The 18,950-nt window shown below is 39.1% G+C and carries 18 protein-coding genes and 1 pseudogene; 4 read left to right on the top strand and 15 right to left on the bottom strand.

Going from position 1 to position 18,950, the window contains the following annotated elements; genetic code table 11:
* Positions 1-115: 115 nt before the first annotated feature.
* The 4 genes from JK635_RS17305 to JK635_RS24790 form a co-directional block, all read right to left on the bottom strand.
* Positions 116-910, bottom strand: a complete 795-nt coding sequence (locus JK635_RS17305) for an ABC transporter ATP-binding protein (protein WP_202655204.1) — start codon at positions 908-910, stop codon at positions 116-118.
* Entirely contained in the window at positions 885-1,916 is a 1,032-nt protein-coding gene (locus JK635_RS17300) for an ABC transporter permease (protein ID WP_202655203.1), read from the bottom strand. The genes JK635_RS17305 and JK635_RS17300 overlap by 26 nt, the downstream gene beginning before the upstream one ends.
* 107 nt (positions 1,917-2,023) lie before the next feature.
* A complete protein-coding gene (locus tag JK635_RS17295; protein WP_202655233.1) occupies positions 2,024-3,028 on the bottom strand; it encodes an ABC transporter substrate-binding protein in 1,005 nt (334 codons plus the stop codon).
* Between the two features lie 170 nt (positions 3,029-3,198).
* Complete coding sequence (locus JK635_RS24790) at positions 3,199-3,324, bottom strand: hypothetical protein (protein WP_306792961.1); 126 nt, start codon at positions 3,322-3,324, stop codon at positions 3,199-3,201.
* Between the two features lie 240 nt (positions 3,325-3,564).
* Here JK635_RS24790 and JK635_RS17290 point away from each other — a divergent pair, with 240 nt between their 5' ends.
* Positions 3,565-3,660: a YjcZ family sporulation protein gene (locus JK635_RS17290; RefSeq protein ID WP_306792960.1), complete on the top strand. Its 96-nt coding sequence runs from the start codon at positions 3,565-3,567 to the stop codon at positions 3,658-3,660.
* 139 nt (positions 3,661-3,799) lie between these two features.
* Here JK635_RS17290 and JK635_RS17285 read toward each other — a convergent pair whose 3' ends face one another.
* Positions 3,800-4,687, bottom strand: coding sequence for a thermonuclease family protein (locus JK635_RS17285; RefSeq protein ID WP_235888180.1), 888 nt, complete (start codon positions 4,685-4,687; stop codon positions 3,800-3,802).
* 111 nt (positions 4,688-4,798) lie between these two features.
* Positions 4,799-6,748, bottom strand: coding sequence for a lipoteichoic acid synthase (gene ltaS, locus JK635_RS17280; protein WP_202655201.1), 1,950 nt, complete (start codon positions 6,746-6,748; stop codon positions 4,799-4,801).
* Between the two features lie 483 nt (positions 6,749-7,231).
* On the opposite strand from ltaS, the gene JK635_RS17275 reads away from it, so the two are divergent.
* Entirely contained in the window at positions 7,232-7,411 is a 180-nt protein-coding gene (locus tag JK635_RS17275) for a hypothetical protein (RefSeq protein ID WP_235888189.1), read from the top strand.
* Positions 7,412-7,544: 133 nt separating this feature from the next.
* Here the strand turns inward: JK635_RS17275 and JK635_RS17270 are convergent, their stop codons facing one another.
* Positions 7,545-7,706: a hypothetical protein gene (locus tag JK635_RS17270; protein WP_202655199.1), complete on the bottom strand. Its 162-nt coding sequence runs from the start codon at positions 7,704-7,706 to the stop codon at positions 7,545-7,547.
* A 289-nt stretch (positions 7,707-7,995) separates the two neighbouring features.
* Here JK635_RS17270 and JK635_RS17265 point away from each other — a divergent pair, with 289 nt between their 5' ends.
* Complete coding sequence (locus JK635_RS17265) at positions 7,996-9,510, top strand: nitrate/nitrite transporter (protein WP_202655198.1); 1,515 nt, start codon at positions 7,996-7,998, stop codon at positions 9,508-9,510.
* Between the two features lie 44 nt (positions 9,511-9,554).
* Here the strand turns inward: JK635_RS17265 and fdhF are convergent, their stop codons facing one another.
* From fdhF to JK635_RS17230, 7 genes and pseudogenes are all read right to left on the bottom strand, one after another.
* Positions 9,555-11,432, bottom strand: a complete 1,878-nt coding sequence (gene fdhF / locus JK635_RS25800; protein ID WP_368857106.1) for a formate dehydrogenase subunit alpha — start codon at positions 11,430-11,432, stop codon at positions 9,555-9,557.
* A 24-nt stretch (positions 11,433-11,456) separates the two neighbouring features.
* Positions 11,457-11,615 (bottom strand): annotated as a pseudogene (locus tag JK635_RS25795) (hypothetical protein); the annotation flags it as partial.
* A 266-nt stretch (positions 11,616-11,881) separates the two neighbouring features.
* Positions 11,882-12,718 carry a cytochrome c biogenesis protein CcsA gene (gene ccsA, locus JK635_RS17250; protein ID WP_202655196.1) on the bottom strand — a complete coding sequence of 279 codons (837 nt, stop codon included), beginning with the start codon at positions 12,716-12,718 and terminating at the stop codon, positions 11,882-11,884.
* A gap of 40 nt (positions 12,719-12,758) precedes the next feature.
* On the bottom strand, positions 12,759-13,772 hold the full coding sequence (locus tag JK635_RS17245; RefSeq protein WP_202655195.1) for a cytochrome c biogenesis ResB family protein: 1,014 nt from the start codon (positions 13,770-13,772) through the stop codon (positions 12,759-12,761).
* 43 nt (positions 13,773-13,815) lie between these two features.
* On the bottom strand, positions 13,816-14,289 hold the full coding sequence (locus JK635_RS17240; protein WP_498043879.1) for a cytochrome c3 family protein: 474 nt from the start codon (positions 14,287-14,289) through the stop codon (positions 13,816-13,818).
* Positions 14,290-14,851: 562 nt separating this feature from the next.
* Positions 14,852-16,453 (bottom strand): FAD-dependent oxidoreductase, encoded by a 1,602-nt coding sequence (locus tag JK635_RS17235; RefSeq protein ID WP_202655193.1) that lies wholly within the window; start codon positions 16,451-16,453, stop codon positions 14,852-14,854.
* Positions 16,454-16,498: 45 nt separating this feature from the next.
* On the bottom strand, positions 16,499-16,696 hold the full coding sequence (locus JK635_RS17230) for a twin-arginine translocase TatA/TatE family subunit (RefSeq protein WP_202655192.1): 198 nt from the start codon (positions 16,694-16,696) through the stop codon (positions 16,499-16,501).
* Positions 16,697-17,126: 430 nt separating this feature from the next.
* Between JK635_RS17230 and JK635_RS17225 the strand changes: the two genes are divergently transcribed.
* A complete protein-coding gene (locus JK635_RS17225; RefSeq protein ID WP_202655191.1) occupies positions 17,127-17,924 on the top strand; it encodes a response regulator transcription factor in 798 nt (265 codons plus the stop codon).
* Positions 17,925-18,154: 230 nt separating this feature from the next.
* Here JK635_RS17225 and JK635_RS17220 read toward each other — a convergent pair whose 3' ends face one another.
* A complete protein-coding gene (locus JK635_RS17220) occupies positions 18,155-18,940 on the bottom strand; it encodes an energy-coupling factor transporter transmembrane component T family protein (RefSeq protein WP_202655190.1) in 786 nt (261 codons plus the stop codon).
* Between the last annotated feature and the right edge of the window lie 10 nt (positions 18,941-18,950).

The following is an 18,950-nucleotide window of genomic DNA, read 5'->3' as shown; positions in this document are numbered from 1 at the left end:
TTTTCTCCGGAATCTAAAAAAAACTGCCTATTTATAAAAAAAAACATCCAGCATTTTGGATGTTTCTCAAGAAAAATGAATATCAATTTATTACAACAACCATCAGATATTAATTTTATGATAGAATCGCTCGGTCACTTACCATTTGGTTGCCGCGGATCCGTTTAAATTCCTCCAACAAGCCTTCTATGGTGAGATGCTGCTTTTGTTCCTCGTCAACTTCAAGGATAATCTGCCCTTTATCCATCATGATCAAGCGATTGCCAAGATCGATCGCCTGCTGCATATTATGTGTTACCATTAATGTTGTCAGCTTGTAGCGTTCGACTATTTCCTTCGTTATGTTTGTTATCAGCTCGGCCCTGGATGGGTCAAGGGCGGCTGTATGTTCATCAAGCAGTAAAATAGCTGGCTCGGTAAAGGTTGCCATTAACAAGGAGAGGGCTTGACGTTCCCCACCTGATAACAGCCCTACCTTGGCGCTAAGACGATTCTCCAATCCAAGGTGTAATGTTTCCAGCACCTCTCGGAAGTAATCACGCCTTTTATGTGTTACACCCCTTTTCAGAGTGCGTGTCTTATTACGAGAATAAGCCATCGCCAAATTCTCTTCGATCGTCATGCTTGGAGCTGTACCCGCCATTGGATCCTGAAAGACCCTGCCTATCATTTTTGAACGTTTATATTCCGTCATATTAGTCACGTTTTTACCGGAGATGAACACCTCGCCAACGTCAGGGAACAAGCCCCCGGAAATGATGTTCATCAATGTTGACTTTCCGGCCCCATTACTACCAATGACCGTAACGAAATCGCCTGCTTTGAGGGAAAGGTTGATATCGTCAATGGCAATTTTCTCATCAGGGGACCCTTCATTAAAGATCTTATGAATCTGATTTAATTGCAGCATGTTTAGTCCCCTCCTCATCAGCAGCAACGTTAAAACTGACCGGCCTTTCAGCTTTTCTGTGAGCTTTGCGCTTCTTCTCTCTTGAACGCTCTAAAATTTTCGGCATCGTTAAGGCAATGATAACAATAATGGCAGTAATAAGCTTCATATCTCCCGGATCGAGGAATTCAATTCTCAGTGCCATTGTGACAACTATGCGATAAATTATTGAACCACCAATTACGGCAAGAGTGGTTCTAACAATCGTTTTGGTGCCAAAAAGGGCTTCACCGATGATAACGGAGGCTAGACCTATAACAATCATGCCAATCCCCATACCGACATCCGCAAATCCTCCTTGCTGGGCAATCAAGGCACCTGAAAAAGCAACAAAAGCGTTTGAAAGACCAAGGCCTAATATCGTCAGCAAATTGGTATTCGCCGAGAAGCTGCGAATCATCCGTTTATTATCACCCGTCGCTCGAATGGCAAGACCAATTTCTGTTTGTAAAAACCAATCGGTAATAATTTTGATGACGAATGTCACGATGATCATCATAATCAAAATTCCCCATGTTTCTGGGAGGCTGTCTCCTAATCCAAGTGCTGTCAGCAAATTATTCAAAAAAGTATCAATGCCTGTTTTTTCAAACAGATCTTCAACCTTTGTAAAGGCCGTTTCTGTATTTAACATCGAAATATTCGGACGCCCCATTATTCGTAAGTTAATCGAATAAAGGGCGATCATCATTAAAATACCGGATAATAAATTATTAATTTTTCCGAATGTGTGCAACAAACCAGTCATACACCCGGCTAAAAATCCAGCAAACAGTGCTGCCACTGTTGCCACATAAGGGTTCACGCCACCCATAATCATGACGGATGCAATCGCGCCTCCAGTTACAAAGCTGCCGTCTACCGTTAAATCGGGAAAATCAAGAATTCGAAAGGAAAGATAGACGCCCAGAGCCATAATCGCATAGATGATACCCGCTTCAAATGATCCAAATATTGCTGTAAACAATGAGATCATCCTTTCCATTAAGTCTTTTGGCCTAAGCGATAAAGAATAAAATCTGCAATCAAAGAGCCAATCGTTCCTTGATTGGCTCCTGACCTGAAGATGGTTGATTATTTCCCGTCATAGAACTCGCCAAGACTCTTCCATTCCTCTTTTACAGTTAAACCTTGTGCCTTTGCAGCTTTTTTATTAATGACAAGTTTTAGGCTTTTCGGCAACTGAACCGGAATTTCTGATGTTTTTTTCTTGCCAGTTAAGATATCTGCAGCCATTTCACCTGATTGATAACCAATATCATAATATTCAAATCCACTTGCCGCTACAGCGCCTTTTTTCATCGAATCCAATTCACCAACAAATAATGGAATCTTCTTGTTATTCGCTACCGCAATAACAGCATCAAGCGCCGTGACAACCGTATTATCGGTTGGAATGTAAATGGCATCAACACGGCCGACAAGCGATTCAGCAGCCTGCTTCACTTCGGAAGTATTCGATACAGATACTTCCACAAGCTTTGCACCCTTTTCTTTCACCAATTTTTTCACTTCGTCTACTTGAACAACGGAATTTTGTTCACCGGCATTATAAATAACACCGACGTTTTTAGCCTTCACTTCATCTGTAATAAAACTGATGGTCTTCTTGGTTGCTTCAGGGTGGTTATCGGTCGTCCCGGTGATATTTTCACCTGGCTTATCAAATGCCTTAACCAGTCCGGCACCGACAGGATCCGTTACAGAAGTAAAGACAATCGGAATATCCTTGGTCGCGTTAAGAGCAGCAATGGCACTCGGAGTCGCATTGGCAAAAATTAAATCTACTTTATCACCTACAAAATTCTTGGCTATCGATTGAGTGTTATTTTGGTCAGCTTGTGCATTTTGCACCTTAAAATCGACTTTAAGCCCTTTATCCTTTAAAGCGTCTTGAAATCCTTTTGTTGCGGCATCTAATGAAGGATGCGGTGCAAACTGTGAAATGCCAACTTTAAAGGTTTTATCCTTTTCTGCCCCTCCCTGCTTTGTATCTCCCGCAGATTCTTTAGTGCCGCATCCTGCGAGCAAAAGCAGCCCTGCCAATGCGATTGAAAGGCCTTTTACTGTTTTCTTCATCATTTATTTCCTCCTAAACTGATTAAAAAGAGATTTCAAAAAATTCTTATATTAGAAATTATTCTAGTATTTTTTTAGTCCAAAAGCAATAGAAATGGAAAAAATATTTTTGCGCTTTAAAGCTAAAAAAACCTTCTGTTTGTTCAGAAGGTGGAAAGAAAAATTTTTCATTAATTCTCGGTGCAATCAAGCAGCCGATCTATCTCAATTTGCTCCATCGAGAAGCCTTTGCCATCTACTGTCAGGTTAATGGTTGCATCTAAAAGAGTATCAATATCTATCAACAACGGTTCCATGATTTACCCCCTCCCGAAAAACTGATATTCTTTCATTCTATTAAAGGGTTCGTGGCCCAAAACAGGAACATGAGGGTTTTTATTAAAAAAAGTCCAAAGTACTTGGTAATAATTTTCACCCATTTTTGAAAATCTTCTTTAGATTTTCAAAAAATGGTTTCGCCTGCGGGTAGATTGTCCACACCTTTGGACATGCCTTTACATAATTTGAAGTAGATCATAAAAAGGAGGTGGAGAATTATGAGCTATGGTGGCGGACACATGGGATTTGTGTTGATTGTTGTTCTGTTCATTCTGTTGATCATTGTAGGTACTTCCTACGGTGGCATGTACTAAGTTCATCGATAACACCTGACCAGCATCCCTCCTAAACTGGAGTCCGACAATGAGGTTGTACCTGTTGGCTGTCTCCCTAAACAGAAAAGGCCGGGTATTCATGATCCAGCCTTTTCTATCTTTTACATATTTCCGGCAATTATCGTTTTGATTTCCGGTATCCTGCCGCTTGTGCAGCCTTTTCGGAACAAAACCACACAATATTATCCTTAATGGAGTCATAGTAGGCTCCATCGGGAACATGATAAATATGGGAATTGGCATTGCCTTTAATTTTCCCCTTACACTTTATATTCCTTTCTTGATCATCATCGGAGTTATTTTGAAAGCTACTCCCATGATTTGTTGAAGCTGTGTCTGCATGTTCGTTTTTGCTGGATTCGGAAGTATGATAACCATCTTCCTGCGCGTAATTTTCAATCGACCAGATTCCGATACCTTTTTTCTGTGCTTTTCTTTGGATGGCATAGAACTCGTCGACATACTTGGTATTAGGTGCATAAATATAAGCTACCCGGGCTAATCCCTTTTCCAGCAACATTTCGTTAAACATTTTTCCGTCTACATAAATGTAGGCAAGCAGCCGTCCATATTTATCGCGACCATCACCAATTCCCGGTTCAATTTCAACCTTTTTTCCTACAGCAAGGATCTTTTTTGTAAAGGCTGAGGCTTCTGGTCCAAACGGTTGAACTCCTAGCCGTGGATGATGTGTTTCGGGCGTGTCAACACAGAGCATTCTAATCTTTTCCACCCGTCCATTTATCTTCACTTCAACCGTGTCTCCATCAATATTCTTGACAATTACCCCTGGCAGCAGTCTGTTATTACTCTCTCTAGACTTTGAAGAATTATTTACTGAAGCAGTTTCTTTTGTGTGATCCGCTTTTTCTTCATTTTGACTAACAGCAGGAACCTTGTTGTGATTTGTATCTTTTGGAGCCGTTTCAGTACTTGAACAGCCAGAGATAAAAGCAGATAAAAATAAAAGGAATAATCCAAATGACAGCTGAAATTTGTTTCGCATAAAAATCATACCTCTTCTAATCTTACTAACATTGCAGCAATTGTAACAGAAATATTTGATATGGTGCAGCCAAAACGAAAAAGAGAGAGAAGAATTGTTCTTCTCTCACAGTTAATTATTTTTTTCTGTTGTTTTTGCATTAGGTCCTAAATAATCATAATCATTAGGGTTTATTGGTGTGTATCCTGCCGGTTTATAGAAGCGAAGGAGGTCTTTATAAACCACTTCATCGGACATTTGCAGTTCAGTATTGACATTATCGGATATCTCCTTACATGGTTGAGGATCCTCCAATAATTCCTCTGTCTTTGCTGCATAACACTTGTCTTTTACTTGAATTACGTCAGAAGCTACAAAGTCGCCATTACGGAATAATGCCCAATTGCGATGTTGTTTAGATAATAAGTCTGAGCCAAATTCCATGTAATCCTTTGTATCAATCCCTAATAAATGAAGCACGGTTGGACGAACGTCTACTTCTCCGCCTACCTGTGACTGAATACCGCCTTTAACGCCAGGAACGTGAATAAATAAAGGTACACGCTGTAATTTTGCATTAATGGCCGGCGTAATTTCGTCTACACCCAATACTTGGGCCATGGCATCATTATGATTTTCAGAAATACCATAGTGATCGCCATACATTACGATCACGGTATGATCATATAAACCAGACGCCTTTAAATCATTAAAAAACTGCTCCAAGGCCTGATCCATATAATGAGCTGATTGGAAATATTGATTTACCACTGTATCACCATAATCACCGGCTGGAAAATCAGTATCACCTGGGTCCATTGCAAATGGGAAATGGTTCGACAATGTAATAAATTTCGTATAGAACGGCTGCTTCAAGCTCTTTAACAATGGTATCGATTCTTTAAAAAATGGTTTATCCTTTAAGCCATAGTTCTTCGTATTTTCTTCCGTCATGTTATAATATTCAGCATCGAAAAACTGATCATAGCCAAATGCTTTATAGATAACGTTTCTGTTCCAGAATGTTTTATAGTTGCCATGGAAGACTGCGGAAGTATATCCTTTTCCTTTTAAAATGGCCGGTGTGGCTTGGTAAGTGTTTTGTGCTTTGTTAACAAATACTGCTCCCTGAGCCATTGGATATAACGAATTCTCCATTAAAAACTCGGCATCTGAAGTTTTACCTTGCCCTGTTTGATGATAAAAATTGTTAAAATAGAAGGTGTTTTTATCATGTGTTAATGAATTCAGGAATGGAGTCACTTCTTGACCATCCGGCAGCTTATAATTAATTATAAAATTCTGCAGTGATTCCATTGAGATAAAAATGACGTTCATGCCTTTCGCTTTACCAAAATACTTCGGATTTGGCTCTGCATAATTCGCTTTTCGATAGTTTTCTACATCAGTGATATCACTGGAATCAGCCAAAGCGCGTTGACTGGAAGACTTAATATTTTGAATCACATCGTAAATTGTAAAATTGTAGGCACCAAGGTATTTCACAAGGTAATTTCGGTCAAAGGAACGTGTCAGCAACTGCGGACGATCCTTTTCTGCCAAGCCTAAGTTAAATAAAAATGTCGTAATGGCAAATAACAAAACAATTTTAAAAGGTTTCCTGTTCGTTACCGAAATATGTTTGAAAACCGTTAAAGCTAAAGCAATTAAAATAAAGAAGTCTGCAAAATATAGAACATCTAGTGGATGCATCAGTGATAGTGCGCTATCACCAAGCTGACCGGCATTTGTCTTTGTCTGCAACAAAACCGGAACCGTGATGAAATCATTAAAGAAACGGTAATAAGTGATATTCGCGTACAACAAAAATGATAAAAGGAAGTCAATAATAATCATTACAAGCTTCGTATGCTTCTTAAAAAGTAAAGCCAGCCCTAAAAAGAAAAGTGCTGAACTTAATGGGTTAATCAATAGTAAAAATTTCTGTAGATTATTATCAATTCCCAGATTAAATTCGATTCGGTATGCTACGTACGATTTAAGCCAAAATAGAATAACAGCAATAGCAAAAAAAGTAATATGACTATTGTTGAATTTTTTAGGTAGTCTTATTTTATTCATTTTACTTCTCCTCTCACTTACCAAATTAAAGCTTCGGTAAACGAACCTCAATTACTATAACATATTTTCTCTAAAATGAAAAACATAAATTCTTCCATTAAATGTTTAATTTCTCGCGGTAATTTTCTGCTTTTTTCTAAATTTCGGCAATCATCGACAACTTCCAATTGCTTGGACATTTTTAGTAGTCACATATCCATTTCATTTGTATGATTGTTTATTAATGGACATGACTATTTTTGATCTCAATAATATAAGACGAATAATTCACAAATTGGTTTCATTTTTTTGCCTAAAATTATACTCTCAGTTTCCCTTACGTACATTCTGTGAGGAACGATTTCTATTTATCATACACTGAGTGTATTGGCGCCGCAATATGATTTTAGCCTTATCTTTGATCGCCGTGGATAAAAATCTTTGTAAAAGCCAAGCTATAGACAAACCGGTTTCTTTTAAAAAGGAGGGATTTTTTTGCCAAGAATGAAACCAAAATTCACAAAAAGTCCATATTTTGTTGCTGAACCAGGAAATTGGCATTTAAAGCCAGGGGCACCAAAGGAATTAGAGCTGGAATTAGCTCAGTATTTAAATAATCTAACGATCAATGACGAGGGCGGCACCATAAATGGAAACCATATTGAATATCCTTATAGTCAATGAACTATATAATAGTAGAAACCGATTTCATTTCGAATCATTATATGGCACTGCTGACTGGCAAGTCCTTAAGGACGGTTCAGGAGGCATATTTGAATTTCTAATAAGCTAAAAAATAGGCAGGAGGAATTCCTGCCTAAACCATATCCTCATTTTCCTTTTCGATTTCACTTGGCTGGGGCCTTTCCTTTTGAACCATGGTCCCAAGTATTTCTCTGTTAAATTTACTGACATCTTTTCCTGCCCCAGGTAAAGTATTTGCCATCGGTAATTGTTCTAATTCTTTTCCTCTTGGCATTTTTCTCACTCCTTTCCCCTAATTTATCCGATCCTTTGAAATTTTATTTAGGCGCATTCTCCCCTTGATGTAAAAACTAACCAATCATATGGACTATTATATGCGCTAATCGGTAATGCTAAAGATGCAAATCGTTTTCGAAAATTGTTGTCGAATATATTGAATCAGTGAAAATTTTTGGATTATAAAAAAGTTTGGGGAAAGACATCAGATTTACCTTGTTATTTTCTCAGGAATGAAGCAGAATTCTTAAATTTTTGAGTATAGGGAACGAAATGAGGGGTTCAGAATGCATCAAGGTGCAAAACAACTTATTATTCAAACCAGTAGCTTGATTGCAGGTTTTATGGTTTGGGTGTTAATTTCATCATTAATGCCCTTTATAAAAGAGGATATTCAACTGACCTCAACAGAGATTGCCTGGGTGACAGCAGTGCCTGTCATTTTGGGGTCATTACTAAGGGTTCCAATTGGATTTTGGGCCAACCGCTACGGTGCCCGAATATTATTTACAATTAGTTTTATCATCCTACTGATCCCAATTGCCGTGATTAGCTATGCCCAATCTATCTCCATGTTGATATTAGGTGGATTTCTCCTGGGTATCGGCGGGGCGGTCTTTTCGATTGGCGTAACCTCATTGCCAAAATATTACCCGAAAGAAAAACACGGTTTTATTAATGGAATATATGGTGCAGGAAACATTGGAACAGCAATTACATCTTTTTCAGCACCGGTTCTCGCCAATGTATTTGGTTGGAGAACAGCCGTACTGATTTTTTTAATTATCGTTTTAATTTTTGCCATCCTTAATTTTGTTTTTGGTGATCGAAAAGAGGACAAAGTGAGCAATTCTTTTTCCGTTGGTTTTAAGCAGGTTTATCGTAACCCTAAGCTTTGGTTTTTAAGTTTATGTTATTTTATTACTTTTGGTTCCTTCGTTGCTTTTACCATTTATTTACCCTCTTTTTTAGTGAATCATTTCGAATTAAGTAAAGTGGATGCAGGTTTGCGAACAGCTGGTTTTATTGCCTTGGCAACAATTTTTCGGCCAGTCGGCGGCTGGCTCGGAGATAAAATTAACCCATTTTTAATCTTGATGGGGGTCTTTTTTAGCCTGACGTTTGCTGGCTTTCTGTTATCGTTTACTCCATCGCTGCCGATTTACTCTTTCGGCTGTTTATTAGTCGCGTTTTTTGCTGGAATCGGAAATGGTGCTGTCTTCAAATTAGTGCCGCTTTATTTTTCCAAACAGGCGGGAATTGTTAACGGAATTGTTGCTGCAATGGGTGGCCTTGGCGGTTTCTTCCCACCCATTATCTTAACGATTCTGTTTAATTGGACCGGTCATTATGCGATCGGATTCATGTCACTGTCAGAATTTTCACTTGCCACCTTAGTGTTGGTCGTGTGGCTTTATTACCTAGACAAACTTGAAGTTTCCTCAAAAATTGTCGATCACGCCGCAGAAGGAATTGTCCTTACCGATGCCAATGGGATCATCCAAAAAGTGAACCCAGCCTTCACGAAAATTACCGGATATCCCCCAGAAGAAGTACTAGGAAAAACCCCTAGTATCCTTCAGTCAGGTGAACATGGGAACGATTTTTACGAAAGAATGTGGGATAGTTTATTAAATGAGGGATTTTGGGAAGGTGAGATCTGGAACAAACGTAAAAGCAATGATATTTATAAAGAATGGTTAACGATTACGGCGATAAAAGATGAAACCGGCGCAACGAAACATTACGTAGGAATGTTTAAGGAAGAAAACGTAAAAAGTGATAAAATAGAAAAAAGTTAAAAAAGAAGACGCAGTCTGGTGACTGACTGCGTCTTCTTGAAGCATTAATTGACTAACCGTTCAATGGTGACGGCACATGCTTTATATTCGGCGGTACCGGAAATCGGGTCATACTCATTTAGGGTTAACACATTTGTTGGCGTTTCGTGCCAATGGAAGCTCATGAACACTAACCCAGGGACTACTTGTTCGGTAATCTTGGCTTTGACCTGCAGTTCACCTCTGCGGGAGCGTACTTGAACCACTTCTCCGTCTGCAATTCCTAAGGCAACAGCATCTTCGGGATGAATATCAACCGTCTCTTCCTTTTGCTTAATCTTAACACCTGTCGCATAATGCCGGGTTTGTGTATGAGTATTATATGATTCGTAGCGTCTTCCGGTTGTCAGGATAAATGGAAATTCCTCATCAGGCAACTCCATTGGCGGTGTATAATCAACCGGTACAAACGGTGCCTTCTTTGTTTCTTTATCTTGATGAAAACGTTCGTGCATGATGAAGGTTCCAGGATGATTTTCATCCGGGCATGGATAATGGATGCTGTATTCCCGATCAAGCCGTTCATAAGAAATACCGCCATACATCTCCCAGGCAAGCTTTCTTACTTCATTCCAAATTTCCTCACTATTTTGATACTGCATTGGATAACCCATCATTGTGGCAAGCTCACAAAGGATTTCCCAATCCTCCTTCGTGCTAGGATGAGGTTTCACTGCTTTTCGAACCCGTTGGATTCGCCTGTCAGTATTCGTATAAGTTCCATCTACTTCACCCCACGAACGGGCAGGAAGAACAACATCGGCCAGCTTTGCTGTTTCCGTTAAAAAAATATCCTGGACTATTAATAAATCGAGTTTTTTAAATAGTGTTTTCGTATGATTCATATTCACATCAGCGAGCAGGGGATTTTCGCCGATAATGTATAACGCCTTCAGATCACCCATTTCAATTCGGTCAAATGTCCGTGTTTGTGTGTCGCCTGCAATCGGATTAAGGGTAACATTCCACTCTTTTTCATAGCGGGCACGGAATTCGTCATTGGCCAAACTCATTGCCCCTGCAAGCTGGTTAGGCAGGCAGCCCATATCTCCTGCACCCTGGACATTATTTTGTCCCCGAAGCGGCATAATCCCGGTTCCTGGTTTGCCAATATTGCCAGTTAGCAGCGCAAGATTAGCAATATCAAAGACATTATTAACACCGCAATGATGCTCGGTAATTCCCAGTGTATAGGCAATCATCGAACCGCTCGACGTTGCGTATTCTCTCGCTGTTGTTACGATATCCTCAGCCGACACCCCGGTAATCGCTGCTGCGTATTCCGGGGTAAATGGTTCCACCTGACGCGCTAGCTTTTCAAAATCAATGGTAACTTGATCAATAAATTTTGCATCATATAGTCCCTCGGTCAATATCACCCGGATAAAGGCATTGATCAAAGCAATATCAGTCCCGACATTAATTTGCAGGTGACGATGAGCCACTTTGACCATATCAATTCTTCGCGGATCAATCACGATTATTTTTAGCCCGGATTTAGCTGCCTTTTTCATCCGATTGGCAATAATCGGATGTGCTTCGGTGGTGTTGGAACCCATTAGCAGCAGAACTTCAGCCCGTTCAAAATCTTCAAGTGTATTGGTCGGAAAACCGCTTCCAAAGATAGTTGCCAGACCGGCAACGCTGGGAGCATGTCACGTTCGGTTACAGCCGTCAATATTATTGCTGCCGATGACGGCTCTCATAAATTTTTGGGTAACATAATTAGATTCATTTGTGCTTCTTGCACAAGCAAACATGCTGATGGCATTGGGGCCCCAGTCAGATTTTATTCTTGATAGGTTATCGGCAATAAAGCGATAAGCTTCTTCCCAAGTGGTTTCAACCAGCTTACCTGCTTTTTTAATGAGCGGGGTTGTCAACCGGTTTTGGGCATGGACATATTCATAGGCAAAGGCCCCTTTTACACATGTCTGCCCTTTGTTTACCGGGGCTTCCTTATCACCGCGGATCTTGATGATTTTATTGTCCTGGACTTCCAGAATTAATCCGCAGCCAGTTCCGCAGTAGCCGCAAATCGTTTTGACAAAGTTAGGTTCTCCCATAATATTACCTCCCTTGTTACATTTTTACCTATATTATAATATTAATCTATTTCCTATGAATTTCGCCTTCATTTTTATTAAAATTTTTTAAAAATTTTTCTTTTTAAAAGTAAAAAATCCATTGTCTTGCTAAAAGGAATTCAACCTTGACATTAAGAGAATGGTAAGGTGAACAGAGCGAAGTTATTCCATAGTAAAAAAAGCCCAAATCGCTGTTACCAGGATTTGAGCCTAGCTTAGAAGATAAACTTCTATAGAAGGGGGTCTTACAAAAACTGCTCATTCATATGAAAGAGCGGATCAATACTATCTGCATAACTATGCATTCCTGAAAAGAGAAAATTGACGCCAAAAAAGGTAAATAAGACAATAATAAAACCTGCAATCACCATCCAGCATGCTCTTGCACCACGCCATGTTTTTCTTCGGTGAAGATGCAAATAGATTGCATAAATAATCCAGGTGACAAGGGCCCAGACTTCTTTAGGATCCCAAGTCCAGTAGGCTCCCCAGGCTTGCTCTGCCCAGATTGCGCCCAATATAATGGAAAATGACAACAGCATAAACCCAATGGCTACAACGCGATAAATTTTACTATCCTGTGCCGTATTGCCCTGTTTTATTTTTCTAATTTGGATGATCGCCAATCCTGCAGCCAGCGCAAAACTGGCATATGCCAGTGCCGCTGTTAACACATGAACCGTTAACCATGGACTTTTAAGTGCTGGCATGAGTGGGCTGACCTCATCCAATTGTCCGCCAGCAATGATGATTACAGCTAAGATTAATAGTGCTGCAATGATCATTACAATACCACCGGCATTTTTTGCTTTGTTTTTCCACTCAAAAATAAGGTAAAGTAAACTGGTTAAAAACGCGAAGCTCAGAATAAATTCATAGCCACTGCTCAACGGAAGTCTACCAGAAAGGATCGTTCGTATGATCAAGGCAAGAAAATTGATAATACAGCCAACAATGGCTATAGCTGAAGCTGCCTTTAGCATTCCATTTTTCTCAGAACGATAGCCAGCAAAGTACAGGACAGAAGCTGCGATATAAAGAATCAGTGATGCGTATACGATAATTTGAATAAAAATTGCCAATGGTGAATCTTCCTTTCTATCTAATCGTGAACTATCCCTTTCACACGACTGCTGTATTTTGCTGAAGCTGATTTTGTTTTTTTCGAGCTGGCATATAAATGAGCGCCATGGATACCCCCAGCATGAACATTAATGACCCGATGAGCACAAATATTAATCCCGGATCTGATTTCACTTTCAGTACTGTAAAGGGTTCAACTCCATCAAATACTACATATTTATGGTCGTCAATTTCGATTTTACTGCCAAACTTTGCAGCACCCACACCCAACAATTTTTTATTCTCATATACGGAATAGACAACCCGGGCATCGCCCTGTTTCATAGAGTTTTGGGCCATTCCTTTTGTCGGATCAAAATCAGGAAAATACCGGTATATCTTAACCGTCCGTTTCGAACCTGGGATAGTCAAAGACTCTCCTTCATATAATAACTGTTCCTGCCCATTGTCCGTATTGGTTACAGCCCTTGATCTGACAGCGTATCCATAACTATCTTGGTAAGCTTTGATATGCTTATATTTAAGCGGATGATTCACACTAATTACTTGTTTTCGCTGAGTTTTTCCGCCCTCGATGACGGATAAATCCGAATAATACTGAGATGGTGTACCATCATGATTAGTCTCAATTTTAAAATCATTTAATTTTAATGAAATGGGTTTATCCATTACCATAGCATAGGCCAAATTAGTCGTCTCTCCAGATAAAATTTCAATTTGTTCACTCTGACCATAGAAACTATAAACCACACCACCAATTAAGATTAAGACAATTCCCGAGTGAAGAAGAAGGACACCTATCTGACGGATTAATCCTTTTCCAATCTTCCTTTTAAAAAAATTTGATTTCTTAAAAAATACTACCCTATTGATCGTGCAAAGCATCATATTTAGCAGTAACAATAGCAAAAGAAGTTTAAATACAAAGGTATTAAAAAAACCACCTGGAAAAACCATACTGCCGACAGCTGATACTAATCCGATTAATACGAGCAAACAGAGTCCGGTTTTCATGGAAGAAATAATTCGATAGATTTCTTTTGCTGCAACCATGATTTCGCCCCTAACTAAAACCGCGCGACTTAATGGAACTCAACTACTTTTTCCAACTTTCATCAAGGTCATCCATCCATTTAAAGGAATGACACTCTTCACACATTGCCTTAGATTTCTGATGCATATTATGACATACGTTGCAATTCTGTTTTCCATTGTGATTATCATGTGGATTTGATTCATCGAAAGCCGTTTTTTTCTTGACTTTATCAAAATCATGACATTTCAGACAAAAATCACGGGTCCCAAAGTCACGTTTTTTAAGAGGAGTTTCATAATCCCCGGTTACGTATTTTACACCCTCTTCCATTTTTTTAGAAATGCCTTCCTGGTGGCAGTCGTGGCAGGTAACACCTGCTTTGGCATGTTTATTTGCAAGGAGCCCTTCATCCCTATAAGAATCATAATATTTGTCCATATTATGGCAAATAGCGCAAAATGATGGTTTCTCACTTGCTTTTAACACACCCGCTCCAGTTCCAAATCCAAGGACAATGAACACACCAACCATGATGAGGATATTTTTTAAGGTGAAAAATTTTCTTTTCTTTTTACCAGAATCACTATTTTTTTCATAAACACTACCTCCACCATTAACTTTTCTGATGATTATCCTTTCCCCTGCAGTTTCAGCCTCTTCGTTTTTTTTTCAGCTGGATCTAATCATTCTGAGGGACCCCATATGCTGCCCGTTCTAGATCATGATTTCACTTTCTTCCTCACTCGTTCGATGATAGATTCTTTTACTACATTAATTTTATCCCTTCCGATGTTGATGTTTCATCGTACAGGTGTAAGAAGTTTTTCTTACAAATTGTACAATCACTTAACCTGTTGGGGCCGACTTCCGTGTCATGATTCAAAGTCATGGATACAATTTGTTTAATAGACCCAGCTCCCTTGATTGAGAGCCGGGTCCTGGCAGTTTAAATATTTCGTTTTCACTCTGCTGGACTGGTGAAGATCAAATTGCTGCAACTGACAAAACCCTTCTCACAAACTGGTCTTTAGGGTAAGCGAATTTAGTTTACAAAATTATGTAATTTTCGATATATATCTTCAAGGTTTGAAGGAGCTTAAGCCTTGCCAGTTACATATTCTGCAACGAGTCGCCCACCCGTCGCACACCAGCCCTGCTGAGATCCAGACAAGATGCCGACATCGTAATCGGTACCGTAGATCGAACTTGCATCGTTTCCCAGTGCAAACAGCCCGGATATTGGCTCTCCTTTGGTGTTGATAACTCGTAAATATTCATCGACATGAAGACCGCCTATAGTGGTGTACATAGCCAACTGAAGTTCGGCGATGTAGAATGGAGCCCTTTTCATAGGATGTAGGAACGATGCTGGCATACCAAACTCTTCATCTTTACCAATGGCGCACGCCTTATTATATTTATCAAGCGTTTCCTGGAGTCTTTTGACCTCACAACCGATAAATTTCGCTAATTGTCCCACAGTGTCAAACTTATGTACTTGACGATTTTTAATTCCCTCGTCAACGGCTTTATAGGCGTCACGCATTGGTTTACCTGTGGGTACTGCGTCAGCGAAACCGACCATAACTGCTTTATCATGAATATATTCCAATAATGATTGATCAAGTATAGAGAAAACTCTTTGTTGAGCTTTCATCGCATTGCTGGTAATGGTAAAGTCCCCGCCATTCGCTTCATTGTAGAATCGTTCACCCCGTTCGTTGACGCGGAGAATTGGCTGCATGGCGAATAAAAATGGAACTGCACCGCCAAAGACCTTATTACCGACAACCTGGGGATAGGCATACATGACTGTACCTGGATAATGAAGAACTCCATCTATCTCTTCTGCCCATTTAATTCCATCCCCATCCCGGCCTTCGTGTAAACCATAGTTCCATACCGTATCTGAGTCACGATAAGTGAATCGCTTGAACATCTCTTTATTGTTAGCATATCCACCGGTAGCAAGGACAACATTCTTCGCTCTAATAGCGTATTCTTGTTTTTTCTCCTTATCCTGTACATAGACACCCTTGACGGTTCCGTTTTCAACAATAAGTCCTGTTGCCGGATTTGATACTCTAGTTTTAAGTCCATGCTTCTTACCATAGTCAATAAGTGGCTTGTGAACAGCTTTGCCAACATAAGCGAATTTACCGTCTACAGCCCCTAAATGCCAAGAAGGATAGGATGTCGGGGCAGTAACATCTGCCGTTAGGAACTGAACACCACATTGGAAATGAAGCCAGTCGATCGTCTTGCCACTTTCGCTTATAAATCTCTCATAAGTTTTGGAATCTGCAGCCCAATGGGAATACTCCTGACTTCTCTGAAGAGCTTCATTAACATCAAAAGGCTTGCCGCCTTTGCCCATTTTTTTGTTCATGTAAGAGTTAAGCCCTCCGATTCCTTCTGTTAATGCGGAGGTACCGCCAAGTGCCGGCAGTTTCTCAAGTAGAATGACAGAAGCACCTAATTCAGCCGCACGAACGGCTGCACATAAACCAGCCGTACCGCTGCCCACTACGACTAAATCACACTTTTCTGTACGGACCGGGTTATGGGTGACTTTATTTGCTTTTTTATCTTTTGTGTCCTTATCATCAGCACATCCACCCAAGAGACTGATGGATGCCATACCTACTGCACCAATCGCAGCGTTCTTCAAAAACTTCCGTCTACTAATTTCGCTCACAATTAACACCCCGATTTAAAAACTTATTTCAACTATAAGAAACAGTTACTTTTTCTTTTCTACCTTGCTTACTTCTTTAATTTCTTCTATTGTATCGCTGGTTAACTCTTGTGCTGACTTTTTAAATTCACTTAGCGTTTGACCTACAGCACGTCCCAATTCAGGAAGCTTGCTCGGTCCAAAAACAATAAGAGCTAAAACCAAAATGATCACTAATCCCGGGATACCAATATTTGATAGCATAAGAACATCTCCTCCATAATCTTTTTTACTTTTTTTAAAGAGTTCCGATGACAACGATTATCTGTAAAAGATCTGTTTTACGACGGTCCAATTAACACTCCCTAGTCCTGAAAAGATTTGGTTTTCAATTCAATTACGCGTAATTTTCTGCTCTTCATACCCCTTTAGACTCAGTATATGAAATTTCGTGAATAGCTTAAATTGCACAAAAGTGTATTTTAAGATAATAAATACTACTTTAGTAGAATAGGTTTTTCAGAAGTATTATTATGATTGGTTTTAAATCAATTACGAAGACACTTGATATTTCACTTTTCAATAATTAGACAATTATTATTCCGGAAATATATGTTAGAATATCTTTATGATTCAAAATATTCAATTCCATATATGTTGTAGGAGACTTTTTTCACAAAGAAAGGTGATAGATTTGTCCACACTAACAGATGAAGAATGGTTGATTATTTCTGATATCATACTCACCAGCGATGATGAAATGAGAATGTCCTTTTTGAAGAAACTTGAAGGTATTATCCCATTCGACTGTGCTGTCTTTTACCTTGGCAGCAATACTGAAGACCAAAAAAAGCTTATCAATCCTATTTTCATTAAGCACCCTTATCAAAAAGTTAGAAATCCTAACGACCTGTGTAACGAATATAAAAAATTTCAAAACAGGGATTTTGGTAACTGGGTGTATTGGCTTCAAAACTCAGTAGTTTTACGTGATTCAGATATAATACCTACGTCTGTTGAACGGGAAAAAACGGAAATGTATCAAAAAATTCTCTTTCCGCTTGGCATGTATTATGGCTGTGGACTTACTTTTATTTACGATAATATTTTTCTAGGACAAGCTAGTTTATATAGAGCAAAAGGACATTCGGATTTCACCGATAAAGAAGCGTTTATCTTAAACTATATAACTCCCCATTTGACACACCGAATGTATCAATCGCATCCCCGAGGCAAGTATCAAATGAACGCTAAAGGTACTTTTTGTAGAAAATATCATTTAACCCAAAGAGAGTTTGAAATTATTAAACTTATTTGTAAGGGATACAGTAATAAAGAAATTAGTAATAACTTATTTGTTACCGAAGAAACCATCAAAAAACATAACCAGCACATATTTAGTAAAATGCATGTCGAGTCTCGTTCACAACTCATTAGAAAATGTACAGAGGAACATTTTAATATAAATTCAAATATGGGCAGATTCCCTTAATAAAGCCTTAATATGCTACATTTCTTTTTTTATGGGTGGGATTAAAGATGTGATTTTAGTATCCGGTTGGAGGACGGGGCAGTGTTGACCCCGCAGGTACTTATGTATTGGGGGAGGTAAGTTTTGACTTTTGGGACAGTTGCCGTCCCTATTGTACTATTTGGCTAGCTGTTAAAACTAAGCAATAAACAGGGATTGTCGTTGACAAAGGACGAACGTTCTCTAAGGAGTTATCCTCTTTCAATTAGCAGGACCGTTACAACAAACAGGATAAAGCTAAGAACTGAAATTCCATCTTTTTTTGTTAGCCGGAAACTATACTTGTATATTTCATCATTGTTTTCACCCATAAGTTTTTCAATTTTATCCAGTCGATCAAAGGAATTTATGATTAATGAAACAATGATTTGGGATATTGTCTTGATATTAATTTTAAATTTTTTTCCGGATCCACCTGCTGCTTCCCGTATTTTCTCTCCCAGACTTTCCTTTATTTCAGTTCCGCAAACAGAAAGGTCCATAACAACATACATGACTATTTTTAAAAAATCGCTTACGGGAACACCAATTAATTTTATCGGTTTAAGAATCATGTCAAATAAACCTACCACCGTTTGAATCGGGGTGGTGTTGAAATAGAGGATGCTGATATACCAAATAAGAAAAAGTCTGATCAACCTTAAATAAACTTCATGCGTTCCTTGATTATCAGCAAATAGATCATCACCAGTAATCATGTATAAAAAGTGGTTCATCAATATGCCGAATAAGAAAGGAATTAAAAAGACGATACAATAGGAAACAGAACTAGTGATCAAGGTCCGTGGTTTAATTCTGGAAACGAAGGTCACACCTAGCAAATAGGTAAACAATAGGATAAAACTGATTGGGTTTTTAAGCAGAAACGGAATACTGGCAAGCAATACCGCTTGAATGATCTTGATGAATCCATCCATTTCCCATTGCGGTAAACTTTTGCATGCTGTTCCTTTGGTGATGGTTAAATTATTTGACATTTCTAACACC

The sequence above is a fragment of the Neobacillus paridis genome (genome assembly GCF_016765675.1).
Classification (GTDB): domain Bacteria; phylum Bacillota; class Bacilli; order Bacillales; family Cytobacillaceae; genus Neobacillus; species Neobacillus paridis.
The sequence above is the reverse complement of the archived record's forward strand: the minus strand, read 5'-3'. Positions and strand labels throughout refer to the sequence as shown.

Coding starts and splice junctions, on each gene's coding strand:
- JK635_RS17305 (WP_202655204.1), bottom strand. CDS start 910: ATGCTGCAATTAAATCAGATTCATAAGATCTTTAATGAAGGGTCCCCT.
- JK635_RS17295 (WP_202655233.1), bottom strand. CDS start 3,028: ATGAAGAAAACAGTAAAAGGCCTTTCAATCGCATTGGCAGGGCTGCTT.
- JK635_RS24790 (WP_306792961.1), bottom strand. CDS start 3,324: ATGGAACCGTTGTTGATAGATATTGATACTCTTTTAGATGCAACCATT.
- JK635_RS17290 (WP_306792960.1), top strand. CDS start 3,565: ATGAGCTATGGTGGCGGACACATGGGATTTGTGTTGATTGTTGTTCTG.
- JK635_RS17285 (WP_235888180.1), bottom strand. CDS start 4,687: ATGCGAAACAAATTTCAGCTGTCATTTGGATTATTCCTTTTATTTTTA.
- ltaS (WP_202655201.1), bottom strand. CDS start 6,748: ATGAATAAAATAAGACTACCTAAAAAATTCAACAATAGTCATATTACT.
- JK635_RS17275 (WP_235888189.1), top strand. CDS start 7,232: ATGAAACCAAAATTCACAAAAAGTCCATATTTTGTTGCTGAACCAGGA.
- JK635_RS17270 (WP_202655199.1), bottom strand. CDS start 7,706: ATGCCAAGAGGAAAAGAATTAGAACAATTACCGATGGCAAATACTTTA.
- JK635_RS17265 (WP_202655198.1), top strand. CDS start 7,996: ATGCATCAAGGTGCAAAACAACTTATTATTCAAACCAGTAGCTTGATT.
- JK635_RS17245 (WP_202655195.1), bottom strand. CDS start 13,772: ATGGTTGCAGCAAAAGAAATCTATCGAATTATTTCTTCCATGAAAACC.
- JK635_RS17230 (WP_202655192.1), bottom strand. CDS start 16,696: ATGCTATCAAATATTGGTATCCCGGGATTAGTGATCATTTTGGTTTTA.
- JK635_RS17220 (WP_202655190.1), bottom strand. CDS start 18,940: ATGTCAAATAATTTAACCATCACCAAAGGAACAGCATGCAAAAGTTTA.